At 68.8% G+C, this 11,906-nt stretch carries 11 protein-coding genes; 3 read left to right on the forward strand and 8 right to left on the reverse strand.

Features of this window, described 5'->3' with window-relative positions:
* Positions 1-12 precede the first annotated feature (12 nt).
* The 3 genes from secG to IC535_RS02615 all read right to left on the reverse strand — a co-directional run bounded on the left by secG (position 13) and on the right by IC535_RS02615 (position 2,592).
* Positions 13-453 (reverse strand): preprotein translocase subunit SecG, encoded by a 441-nt coding sequence (gene secG / locus IC535_RS02605; RefSeq protein ID WP_228884379.1) that lies wholly within the window; start codon positions 451-453, stop codon positions 13-15.
* 39 nt (positions 454-492) lie between these two features.
* Positions 493-1,269 carry a triose-phosphate isomerase gene (tpiA, locus tag IC535_RS02610; RefSeq protein ID WP_228884378.1) on the reverse strand — a complete coding sequence of 259 codons (777 nt, stop codon included), beginning with the start codon at positions 1,267-1,269 and terminating at the stop codon, positions 493-495.
* 351 nt (positions 1,270-1,620) lie between these two features.
* On the reverse strand, positions 1,621-2,592 hold the full coding sequence (locus IC535_RS02615) for an isopenicillin N synthase family dioxygenase (RefSeq protein WP_228884377.1): 972 nt from the start codon (positions 2,590-2,592) through the stop codon (positions 1,621-1,623).
* A gap of 154 nt (positions 2,593-2,746) precedes the next feature.
* Here IC535_RS02615 and IC535_RS02620 point away from each other — a divergent pair, with 154 nt between their 5' ends.
* The 3 genes from IC535_RS02620 to IC535_RS02630 are packed head-to-tail and all read left to right on the forward strand — an operon-like array spanning position 2,747 to position 6,645.
* Positions 2,747-4,618, forward strand: coding sequence for a DUF3413 domain-containing protein (locus tag IC535_RS02620; RefSeq protein ID WP_228884376.1), 1,872 nt, complete (start codon positions 2,747-2,749; stop codon positions 4,616-4,618).
* Positions 4,619-4,652: 34 nt separating this feature from the next.
* Complete coding sequence (locus IC535_RS02625) at positions 4,653-5,804, forward strand: glycosyltransferase family 4 protein (protein ID WP_228884375.1); 1,152 nt, start codon at positions 4,653-4,655, stop codon at positions 5,802-5,804.
* Positions 5,791-6,645 (forward strand): polysaccharide deacetylase family protein, encoded by an 855-nt coding sequence (locus tag IC535_RS02630; protein WP_228884374.1) that lies wholly within the window; start codon positions 5,791-5,793, stop codon positions 6,643-6,645. The genes IC535_RS02625 and IC535_RS02630 overlap by 14 nt, the downstream gene beginning before the upstream one ends.
* Positions 6,646-6,731: 86 nt before the next feature.
* Here the strand turns inward: IC535_RS02630 and glmM are convergent, their stop codons facing one another.
* The 5 genes from glmM to trpB form a co-directional block, all read right to left on the reverse strand.
* Positions 6,732-8,099: a phosphoglucosamine mutase gene (gene glmM, locus IC535_RS02635; protein ID WP_228884373.1), complete on the reverse strand. Its 1,368-nt coding sequence runs from the start codon at positions 8,097-8,099 to the stop codon at positions 6,732-6,734.
* Positions 8,099-8,989, reverse strand: a complete 891-nt coding sequence (gene accD / locus IC535_RS02640; RefSeq protein WP_228884372.1) for an acetyl-CoA carboxylase, carboxyltransferase subunit beta — start codon at positions 8,987-8,989, stop codon at positions 8,099-8,101. Before accD ends, glmM begins: the two co-directional genes overlap by 1 nt.
* A gap of 138 nt (positions 8,990-9,127) precedes the next feature.
* Positions 9,128-9,940: a tryptophan synthase subunit alpha gene (gene trpA / locus IC535_RS02645; RefSeq protein ID WP_267472843.1), complete on the reverse strand. Its 813-nt coding sequence runs from the start codon at positions 9,938-9,940 to the stop codon at positions 9,128-9,130.
* Between the two features lies 1 nt (position 9,941).
* Positions 9,942-10,616, reverse strand: a complete 675-nt coding sequence (locus tag IC535_RS02650; RefSeq protein WP_228884371.1) for a hypothetical protein — start codon at positions 10,614-10,616, stop codon at positions 9,942-9,944.
* Positions 10,613-11,830, reverse strand: a complete 1,218-nt coding sequence (trpB, locus tag IC535_RS02655) for a tryptophan synthase subunit beta (protein ID WP_228884370.1) — start codon at positions 11,828-11,830, stop codon at positions 10,613-10,615. The genes IC535_RS02650 and trpB overlap by 4 nt, the downstream gene beginning before the upstream one ends.
* Positions 11,831-11,906: the final 76 nt, after the last annotated feature.

Genomic DNA, 11,906 nt, shown 5'->3' on the forward strand with positions numbered 1-11,906 from the left:
TTGTAACCGTCTTCAGCGAGTCTGGGTGCCTTCGGCAGGCTTTTCTTCACCAGATTTCGGCGTTGCCGCCTGAGCCGGCACAGTGGCCTGCGGAACCGGCTGCGGGACAGCGGTTTCCGGGGCCTTGGGCACGGCCGGCAGTTCACCGGCCGGAGCGGCCGGGGTGGTGGCCACCGGGGCCGACATCAGGCCCAGGTCCTGCTGCGCGGCGGGCCGCGAGCCATGGCTGGCGTACCAGGCCATGAACAGGCTGATGCCGAAGAACACCACGGCCAGCCACTTGGTCGACTTGGACAGGAAGTTGGACGCGCCACGCGCGCCGAACACGGTGCCCGAGGCACCTGCGCCGAAACCCGACCCTGCGGCCGCGCCGGAACCGCGCTGCATCAGGATGAGCGCGATCATGGCAACGGCCACCAGCACGTAGACCACATTGAGGATCAACATCAGCATTTCGAATCCGTCCTCGGACATGTCATGTAGTGCCGGCTGTCAGCCGGCAACATTACTATTTAACTGTTTAGCCGCCGCATCGACGATGGCCAGGAAATCCGCGGCCACCAGCGAGGCGCCGCCCACCAGCCCGCCGTCGACATCGGGCTGTGCGAACAGCTCGGCAGCGTTGTCGGGCTTCACGCTGCCGCCATACAGGATCGGCAACGAATCGGCGATTCTAGCATCCAGCCTGGCCACTTCGCCACGGATGAACGCATGGACCTGCTGGGCCTGCTCCTTGGACGCGGTCCGGCCGGTGCCGATGGCCCAGACCGGTTCATAAGCGACCACGGCGTGCTGGAAGCCGGCCGGGCCCACCAGGGCCAGCACCGGGGCCAGCTGGGCGGCGATGACCTGCTCGGTCTGCCCGGCTTCACGCTGTTCCAGGGTTTCGCCCACGCACAGCACCGGGACCAGGCCGGCATGGATGGCGGCGGCGAACTTGCGGGCGACCAGTTCGCTGCTTTCGCTGTGGTACTGGCGGCGCTCGGAATGGCCGACCAGGCCATAGCGGGCACCGACCTCGGCCAGCATCGCGGCGGAGACTTCGCCGGTGTAGGCGCCCTTTTCATTGCTGCTGACGTCCTGGGAACCGAAGAACACCGGCTGCCCGTCGAAATCCTCGACCAGTTCGCCCAGGTAGGGCAGCGGCGGCAGGATGACCACGTCCACGCCTTCACGCGGCAGGCTGGCGACCAGGTCGCTGACCAGGTCCGTGGCGAATTGGCGGCTGCCGTGCAGCTTCCAGTTACCGGCGACGATCTTGCGACGCATGGGCGGGGCTCCGTTGGGTATCAGCCGGCAATGATACCGGATGCAACGAAATGGCGTGGGCGGGAAAACGCTTACATTTCAATTGGATATTTATTTTTCGCTGCGGCCGCAAGTCAAAAGCAAGGGCGTCGAGGCCGGTGGACGTGCCCGGGCTGGGCGGGCGTGGCACGACTAGGACGCGATGGGTCTGGGCACTGACCCTGCCCTTGCCCTCCGGCGAGAAATCTCTCGGGGGCGAGCGCCGCCAAGCAGAGCAAATAGCCGAATGCGGCGAGGCCAGCATTGCGTGGAGCCGGCCAGCGGCCGGCACTACTGGAACGATGAAGGCCGCTTGCGGCGGCCTTCGTTTGCTCATTTCAGCTTGATCTCGCGCAGGCGCTCCTCCAGGAAGCCGTGGGCGGTGATCGGCTCGGGGTAGCGGCTCGGGTTTTCCGGGGTGATGCAGGTGGGCAGCACGTCGATCAGGAAGTCCGGGTTGGGGTGCAGGAAGAACGGCACCGAATAGCGCGGCTGGCGCGCCTGCTCGCCCGGGGGATTGACCACGCGGTGGATGGTGGACGGGTACACGTGGTTGGTCAGGCGCTGCAGCATGTCGCCGATGTTGACCACGATGGTGTCCGCGTCGGACGTGAACGGCACCCACTTGCCCTCGTGCGACTGCACCTCCAGCCCGGCCGCGCTGGCGCCCACCAGCAGGGTGATGAAGTTGATGTCGCCATGCGCGCCGGCGCGCACGTTGGGGATGTTCTCGGCGGTGATCGGCGGGTAGTGGATCGGGCGCAGGATCGAGTTGCCGTGGTTGGTCTTGTCGGCGAAGAAATCCTCCGGCAGGCCGATGTGCAGGGCCAATGCCGACAGCACCCGCGAGCCCAGATGGTCCAGCGCCTGGTACAGGGCATAACCGCGCTCGCGGAAGCCCGGCACCTCGCTCGGCCACAGGTTCGGGGCCATCACATCGCGGTACTTGGAGTCGTCCGGGATCTCCCGGCCGATGTGCCAGAACTCCTTCAGGTCGAAGTGCTGGGAGCCCTTGGCCGTTTCCACGCCGAAGGCGGTGTAGCCGCGCGCGCCGCCGCTGCCGGGCACGTGGTACTGGCGCTTGGTCGCTTCGGGCAGCGCGAAGAAGGCCTTGAAGACCTCGTAGGCCGCATCGATGTCGGCCTGGGCGATGCCGTGGTTGCGGATGCCCGCAAACCCCCATTCGCGGTAGGCCGCGCCCAGTTCGGCGACGAACGCCTCGCGGTCGCTGTCGAAACGGGTGATGTCGAGGGTCGGGATCTGGCTCACAGCGGTTCCTGGCTTGTTCGGATGGGTCGAGGCCATGCCTGTGGCCCGGCTGAACATTGTGCCAGATCCGCCATCGGCACTCCCGACACACTGATACAAGCCGATACAATGCGCGCCGACCGCCTATCGGCGGCCCTCCGACGCAGCCGCCGCCACGTCCCCTCCCCCTCCTGCGCCGCCGATCCACCCCATGGACGTTTCACCGCCCCGCTCCACCCCGACCCCGCCCCCGACCAGGCGCTGGCAGCGCCTGGCGTGGCTGAGCCTGTTCACTGCGGTCAATGCCGGGGTGGCGATCGCCATCGCGCTGGGCAACACCCCCGTGGGCGACAACCCGGGCGGCGCCCTGGGCCTGGGCTATCTGGCCGTGGCCCTGCCCGGCCACTTCCTTGCCTTCGGCGCGCTGGTATCGCTGCTGCCGTTGCTGCTGGGCCTGTGGCGGCGCTCGCCGCGCGCGCTGGTCGCCAGCGCCGTGCTGCTGCAGGCGCTGTGGCTGGGCCTGCTGCTGGTGGATGCCAAGGTGTTCGCCCTGTACCGCTTCCACCTCAATGCCATGGTGCTCAACATGGTGTTCGGCGGCGCCCTGCGCGACCAGGTGGCGCTGTCCTGGCAGACCTGGCTGCAGTCGGCGGCGGTGATGGCCACGGTGCTGCTGGCCGAGGGCTTGCTGGCCTGGGCCTGCTGGCGCCTGGTGCCGGCCGGCGCGCGGCGCCGCCCACTGCTGCTGGCCTGGGCCACCGGCCTGGCCCTGATGGGCATCGGCCAGCTCGCCACCGCCTATTACGATGCCCGCGGCGAGCGCGCGGTGACCAGCCAGTGGGCCTATCTGCCCTGGGCCCAGCCGATCACCGCCAAGCGTCACATGCTGCAGCTGGGCGTGCGCAGCCTGCCCCAGGCCAGCCTGCCCGACCCGCGCCACAGCCAGCTGCAGTACCCGCTGCAACCGCTGCGCTGCCAGAGCCACAGCCAGCCCAACGTGCTGGTGGTGGTGCTCGAATCGCTGCGCCACGATGCCCTCGACGCCACCACCATGCCCAACACCTGGGTCCTGGCCCGGCAGTCGGCGCTGTTCGCGCAGCACTACAGCTCGGGCAACGCCACCCGCTACGGCCTGTTCGGGCTGCTCTACGGGCTGCCCGGCGGCTATTGGCAGAGCATGCTCGATGAGCAGCGCGGCTCGCTGCTGTTCGATGTGCTGCGCCGCCAGAACTACGCCCTGCACCTGTACGGCAGCGCCCCGTTGTCCAGCCCGGAGTTCGACCGCACCGCCTTCGCCCAGGTCCGCGACCAGCTGCACACCGCCCCGTCGGCATTGCCGGTGGCCGCGCGCGACCGCCATGTCATCGACGCGCTGCGCGCCGACATTGCCGGTGCCGGCGCTGGCCACTGGTTCGGCCTGGCCTTCCTGGACAGTTCGCACGCCCCCTACCACCTGCCGCCGGGCTACCCGCCGCTGGCCACGCCGATGGCCGCCGACATCGACTTCCTGGCCCTGGACGCCGACCACGACCCCCGCCCGGAACGCAACCGTTACCTGACCTCGGTGCACTACGCAGATGCGCTGATCGGCGAACTGCTCGCCACCCTGCGCGACAGCGGCCAGGCCGACAACACCATCGTGCTGGTGACCGGCGACCACGCCGAGGAATTCAACGACCTGGGCCTGAACTACTGGGGCCACAACGGCAATTTCTCCGACCACCAGGTGCGCGTGCCGTTCGTGCTGCACTGGCCCGGCCGCGCACCCGGCCGGCACGGCGGCCCCAGCAGCCACGAAGATTTCGTCCCCACCCTGCTGCGCCACGGCCTGGGCTGCGAAAACGCGTTGGCCGATTTCAGCACCGGCCAGGATCTGTTCGCCCCGGCCGCAGGCAACCGTGCGCTGCTGGTGGAGAGCTGGTCCCAGCGCGGCATCCGCCAGGGCGGGCACACCTACGTGTTCGACAAGTTCGGCAATGCCACCGCGCTGGACCGCCGCTACCTGCCCCTGATCAACCAACAGCCCGACCCGGCCGCCGTGCAAACGGCCTGGGGCGCGCTGACGCACTTCCGTCGCCACTGACCGGCGGCCGGCCCACCACATGGAACGTTCATCGATGAACAAACCCCTGAAGATCCTGCATACCGAAGCTGCCAAGGGACTTGGCGGACAGGAGATCTACATCTACCGCCACATGCTGGCGATGCGCGAGCGCGGCCACGATGTTTCGCTGCTGTGCCAGCCCGGCGCGCGCCTGGGCGAGATCGCGCATGAAGCCGGCTTCACCGTGCACCGGTTGAAGATGGGGGGGCTGCTGCGTCTGCTGCGTGGCATCTGGACGGTGGCGCGGCTGGTGCGCGCGCAGGGCTACGACGTGGTCAACACCACCAGCCGTCGCGACAGCCTGATCGCCGCCGCCGGTGCGCGGCTGGGCCGCACCCCGCTGGTGGTGCGCTCGCGACACCTGATGAGCCCGGTCAATTCGCTGCTGACCTATACCGGGCTGCCGCACCGGGTGATGACAGTGAGCAGCTTCGTCAAGCAGCTGCTGGTGGCGCGCGGCATCGCCGAGGCGCATATCGGCATCGTGCCGCCAATTGCGGTGCCGCCGCAGTGGACGCAGGCGCACAGCGAGGATCCCTGGCAATGCCTGCGCGACACCCGTGCCGAGGTACGCCGCGAACTGGGCTTCGACGACGACCAGGTGGTGGTCGGCTGCGTGGCGGTGCTGCGCGAGCCCAAGGGCCACATCGAACTGCTGCACGCGATCGCGCCGCTGTGCCGGCAGCACCGCCACCTGCAGTTGGTGATCGTCGGCGATGGCCAGCCGGTGATGGACCGCCTGATCGCCCTGCGCCGCGAGCTGGGCGTGGAAGCCCAGGTGCATCTGCTCGGCTACCGGCACGGCGCCTGCCGGCTGATGGCCGGCTTCGATATCTTCGCCCTGGCCACGCACAAGGAAGCGGCCGGCACGGTGTTCCTGGAAGCGGCCTACGTGGGCGTGCCGATCGTGGCCACGCGGGTGGGCGGGGTGCCGGAAATGGTGCTCGAAGGCAGCAATGCTATGCTCGCGCCGCTGGGCGACCGGGCCGCCCTGACCCTGGCCCTGCAGGCGCTGGTCGAACAGCCCGAACAACGCCAGCGCATGGGCCGGGCCGGCTGGGAATGGATGCGCAGCGCGCAACGCTTCACCCCGGCCGGGCATACCGAAGCGACCGAACACTATTACCACCAGTGGTTGAAGGAACTGGGCCATGGCCAACGCTAGATCGGTGCCGGTGCTGATGCACCACCATGTGTCGCCCTCGCCGGGCATGATCACCGTGTCGCCGGAAAACTTCGAAAGCCAGATCGCCTGGCTGGCCCGCAACGGCTGGACCTCGTTGACCCTGGAGCAGTACGCCGGTTTCCTGGCCGGCAAGCCGGTGCCGCGCAAGTCGATCGTGATCACCTTCGATGACGGCTACCTGGACAACTGGGTATACGCGCACCCGATCCTGCTCAAGTACGGCATGCATGCGGTGGTATTCGTGGTCACCGGCTGGATGGGCGAAGGCCCGCTGCGGCCGCATGCCGGCCAGGCCGGCGCGGTGTTGCCGGCCACCCCGGACCATCGCGGCTGCGAGGCGGCGATCCTGCGCGAGGGCCGCACCGACGATGTGATGATGCGCTGGAGCGAAGCGCGCGCGATGATTGCCGCCGGCACGTTCGAAGTGCACTGCCATACCCATACGCATACGCGCTGGTTGAAGCAGGACATCAGCCGTGAGCAGAAGCGCGAGGGCATCACCCGCGACCTGTCGATGGCCCGGCACGTGCTGCAGCAGCAGCTGGGCGAGGTGTCGGACACGCTGTGCTGGCCGTACGGTGATTTCGATGCCGATTACCTGCCGATCGCCCGCGAGCAGGGCTTCCGTTACCTGCACACCACGCACCCGTTCGGGCGCAACGTGGTGGGCGGCGATCCGGAGCACATCTACCGCTTTGCGATCCGCAACCGCCCGGCCAGCTGGCTGCGCAAGCGCATCGCGTGGAGCTACCACCCGTTGATCGCGCCGCTGTTCAACCGGTTCAAGGCCAGGCAGAAAAAGATGGTGCCGGGGCCATAGGCATTTGCGTGCCGGCAATGAAAAACGCCCCGGAAACCCGGGGCGCTTTTTTTGTCGGCAAACTCGCCGGTCGGGTCGAACAAGCGTCAGGCCTCAGCGGCTGCCTTGACCGCGCTGGACAGGCTGTCCAGGGTGGACTGCATCAACTCGGCAGTGTCGGCCTCGACGGTGACGCGCACCACCGGCTCGGTGCCGGACGGGCGCAGGAACGCGCGGCCGCGGCCCTTCACCGCCTGTTGCGCGGCGGCCAGCGCGGCCTGCACGCCATCGGACTGCACGATCGCCTTGGCCGACACCCCGGCCAGGCGCACGTTGACCGTCTTCTGCGGCACCCGGACCAGCCCGGCCAGCGATTGGCGCAGGGTCCGGCCTTCACGGCGCAGCACTTCCAGTACCTGCAGCGCACTGACGATGGCATCGCCGGTGGTGGCGCGGTCCAGGCACAGCAGGTGGCCGGAGGCTTCGCCACCGAGCACGCCGCCGCCTTCCACCAGGGCCTGGTGCACGTAGCGGTCGCCGACATTGCTGCGCAGGAACGGCAGGCCCAGCCGCTCCATCGCCTGTTCCAGGCCGAAGTTGGTCATCAGCGTGCCGACCACCGGGCCGCGCAGGCGGCCGTTGCGCTGCCACGACGGCGCCAGTACATACAGCAGGTCGTCGCCGTCGACCGGGTTGCCCTGGTCGTCGGCCATCAGCACGCGGTCGCCGTCGCCGTCGAAGGCGATGCCCAGGTCAGCCTGCACCTCGCGTACTTTCGCGGCCAGGTTGTCGATGTGCATCGAACCGACGCCATCGTTGATGTTGACCCCGTTGGGCTCGGCACCGATGGTGACCACCTCGGCACCCAGCTCGCGGAACAGCAGCGGGGCGATGTGGTAGGTGGCGCCATGCGCGCAGTCCAGCACGATCTTCAGCCCGCGCAGGTCGAAGGCGCGCGGCACGCTGGCCTTGCAGAATTCGATGTAGCGGCCGACCGCGTCGCGCGCGCGCATCGCCTTGCCGAGGCGGTCGGACTCGGCGGTGGTGAACGCGCTGTCCAGCGCCGCTTCCAGCGCCAGCTCGGTGGCATCGTCGAGCTTCTCGCCGTCGGCGGAGAAGAACTTGATGCCATTGTCGTAGTGCGGGTTGTGAGAGGCACTGATCACGATGCCGGCATCGGCGCCCAGGGTGCGGGTCAGGAAGGCGACGGCCGGGGTCGGCATAGGGCCGAGCAGCTGCACGTCGGTGCCGGCGGCGACCAGCCCCGCTTCCAGCGCGGCCTCGAACATGTAGCCGGAGATGCGGGTGTCCTTGCCGATCACCACCACCGGGCGGTGGCCCGGGCGATGGCCATTGCGCTCGATCAGCACGCGGCCGAGCGCATTGCCCAGGCGCAGCACGAAATCGGCCGAAATCACCCCTTCGCCGACCCGGCCGCGGATGCCGTCGGTGCCGAAATACTTGCGCGCGCCCATCAGGCCGCCGCGTCCGCGTCCGCCGCCGGTGCCGGCTGGCGGGCGAGCATGGCCAGCAGTTCGGACAGGCGGTCGCGCATTTCACGGCGGTCGCAGATCTGGTCGATCGCCCCGTGCTCGAGCAGGAACTCCGAACGCTGGAAGCCTTCGGGCAGTTTTTCGCGCACGGTCTGTTCGATCACGCGCGGGCCGGCGAAGCCGATCAGCGCCTGCGGTTCGGCGATGTTGATGTCGCCCAGCATGGCAAAGGAAGCCGACACGCCACCGGTGGTGGGATGGGTCAGCACCGAGATGTAGGGCAGCCCGGCGGCGCGCAGGCGGCCCAGCGCGGCGGAGGTCTTGGCCATCTGCATCAGCGAGAACAGGCCTTCCTGCATGCGCGCCCCGCCGCTGGCGGAGAAGCACACGTAGGGCGCGCCGATCTCCAGCGCCTTTTCGGCGGCCAGCGCGAAGCGCTCACCCACCACCGAGCCCATCGAGCCGCCCATGAAGGCGAAGTCGAAGGCCGAAGCGACCAGCGGGCGGCCCTTCATCAGGCCCTGCATGGCGATCAGTGCGTCGTACTCGCCGGTGTTCTTCTGCGAGGCCTTGATGCGCTCGCTGTATTTCTTCTGGTCCTTGAACTTGAGCAGATCGGTGGGCCCCAGGCGGGCGGCGATCTCGGTGGTGCTGTCGGCGTCGAACAGTGCGGCCAGGCGCGTGCGCGCGCGGATGGCCATGTGGTGGCCGCACTTGGGGCAGACTTCCAGGTTCTCTTCCAGCTCAGGACCGTAAAGCGCGCTGCCGCAGCTGCTGCACTTTTCCCACAGGCCCTCGGGGACGCTGCGTTTCTTGCTGGGGACGTTGTCGGTGCGGATGCCCGACGGCATCAACTTGCTGAGCCAACTCATGCGGGATGCTACTTCCGTTCAGGGCGGCCCGGGAGCCGCAAAGGCGGACAGTCTAGCTCACCGTTTCCATGCCCGGGCACCCCCCGGCGGTTGCCGGGGGGCCGGTTTAAACCATTCTGGTACGTACGTTTGCGTGCTTCAGGCGGCGTCGAGCGCGTGTCGCAGCGGGGTGAGGAATGCCTGCGCGACCTGCGCGGCCGCAGCGGCGTCGGCCGCCCCGCCCAGCGCGGCCACCAGCGCGCTGCCGACCACCACCCCATCGGCCTCCACCGCCATGGCCGCGGCGCTGGCGGCGTCCTTGATGCCGAAGCCGGCTACGACCGGGACGGTCGAGCGGCTGCGCAGGTCGCGCAGGCGGGCGCTGGCGGCGCCGCTGTCCAGGCGCTCGGAGGCACCGGTGACGCCGGCGAAGCTGACGTAGTACAGGTAGCCCTGGGCCATGGCCGACAAGGTGTCCAGGCGCGCATCGGCGGTGGTCGGGGAGGCCAGCAGGATCAGCGCCAGCCCGGCGGCGGTGAAGATGGCGCGGGTTTCGGCCGCCTCTTCCGGCGGCAGGTCGACCAGCAGCACGCCATCCACGCCGGCGGCGATCGCGGTCTGGGCGAAACGTGCGGTGCCGTGGATCTCCACCGGGTTCAGGTAGCCCATCAGCACCACCGGGGTGGTGGCATCGTCACGCCGGAAGGCCGCCACGGCATCGAGCACATAGCGCAGCCCTGCCCCACGCGCCAGCGCGCGCTCGGAGCTGCGCTGGATGGTCGGGCCATCGGCCATCGGGTCGGAGAACGGCACCCCGAGCTCGATCACGTCCGCGCCGGCGGCGGCGAGTGCGTGCATCACCGGCACGGTGGCGTCCAGGCCCGGGTCGCCGGCGGTGATGAAGGGGATCAGTGCCTTGCGGCCGGAGGCGCGCAGGCGGGCGAAACAGGCATCGATACGGTCCACACTCATCTCAGGAACATCCTTCAATCAATTCAACGGCGCCGCTGGCGCCCCAGTACAGGGTGGAGATCACCCCGTCGAAGATCTCCAGCCGGATCGCCAGATCCGAACCGGGGTCCTGCCAGGTCAGGTACACGCCCGTTTCCGGGTCGTAGGCGTGCGGCCGCTCGGTGCTGCCGCCGGGCAGGCGTTTGAGTGCTTCGGCGCGCGACATGCCCAGGCGCAGCCCGAACGGGCCGGCCTGGGTGATGGTTTCGTCCGAGACGTCCAGGGTGGTCAGGTCGAAACGCTGTACGTGGTCGTCTTCGACCATCATCGACACCCCTTCGGGCAGGCTGCCGCGCTCGTAGTATTCGCAGCTGCCCGACCCGGGCTCGCCCAGGCCGGCCGAGTGCCACTGGGCGTCGGCATCGGCGGCGGTGAAACGCTGCCCGATCACGATGTCGCCGGCATGGTCCAGGGCCACCGATACCACCGACGGTGCCGCCTCACCGGTGGCCATGGACGCCGGCGCCGGGTCGTCTTCGATCGGGCGGTTGGCGATGTCGTCATCGTTGCTTGCCGGCGCCCGGGCCGGGGCGATCGCCGCCGGGGCCGCGGCCAGCAACGGCGGGTCCGGCGGCGTGCAGCCGCCCAGGCCGACCACCATCAGCAGCGCACTTCCCTGGCGCAGCAGTGGATTCACAGGATCAGGCCTTCGCGCGCGGCGATGGTATGCACGTCCTTGTCGCCACGACCGGACAGGTTGCACAGCACCAGCTTGTCGCGGGGCAGCTCGCGCGCCAGCTTGATCGCCTGGGCCACCGCATGGCTGGATTCCAGCGCGGCCAGGATGCCTTCGCTGTGCGCCAGCTGGTGGAACGCCGCCAAGGCTTCCTCGTCGGTGATGCCCACGTATTCGGCGCGGCCGGCATCGGCCAGGAAGGCGTGTTCGGGGCCCACGCCGGGGTAGTCCAGGCCGGCCGAGACCGAGTGGGTTTCGGTGATCTGGCCGTCGTCGTCGCAGATCACATAGGTGCGGTTGCCATGCAGCACACCCGGGCGGCCGGCGGCGATGGAGGCGGCATGGCGGCCGGTCTCGATGCCGTCGCCGGCCGCTTCGGCGCCGACGATGCGCACGTCGCGGTCATTGAGGAAGGCATGGAACAGGCCGATCGCATTGCTGCCGCCGCCGACGCAGGCGGTGATCGCATCGGGCAGGCGGCCGTAGTCGGTGAACATCTGCGCGCGCGCTTCGCGGCCGACGATGGCGTTGAAGTCACGCACCATGCGCGGGTACGGGTCCGGGCCGGCCACGGTACCGATGATGTAGAAGGTATCGCGCACGTTGGTGACCCAGTCGCGCATGGCCTCGTTGAGCGCATCCTTCAGCGTGGCCGAGCCGGAGGTGACCGGCACCACCGTCGCGCCGAGCAGCTTCATGCGGTAGACATTGATCTTCTGCCGCTCGATGTCGGTGGCCCCCATGTACACCACGCACTCCAGGCCCAGCCGCGCGGCCACGGTGGCACTGGCCACGCCGTGCTGGCCGGCGCCGGTCTCGGCGATGATGCGGGTCTTGCCCATCCGCGCGGCAAGCAGCGCCTGGCCGATGGTGTTGTTGATCTTGTGCGCGCCGGTGTGGTTGAGGTCTTCGCGCTTGAGCAGGATCTGCGCACCGCCGACCTGCCGGCTGAGGCGCTCGGCGTGGTAGATCGGGCTGGGCCGGCCCACGTAGTGGGTCAGGTCCTTGTCGTAGGCGGCGATGAAGGCCGGATCGCGGCGCGCTTCATCGTAGGCTGCCGCCAGTTCCTGCAGCGGCCCGATCAGGGTTTCGGCGACGAAACTGCCGCCGTAGCGGCCGAAATGGCCCTGGGCGTCGGGGTAGGCGTGGAAATCGGTAATCGGGGATGCGGACATGGCGCGACAGCCGGTGGAGACAGGCTGCCAATTTAACGCACATGTCATGACGGGAATATCGATAATATCTGCGACA

Origin of the sequence: Stenotrophomonas rhizophila, from assembly GCF_020857975.1 — a bacterium.
Classification (GTDB): domain Bacteria; phylum Pseudomonadota; class Gammaproteobacteria; order Xanthomonadales; family Xanthomonadaceae; genus Stenotrophomonas; species Stenotrophomonas rhizophila_C.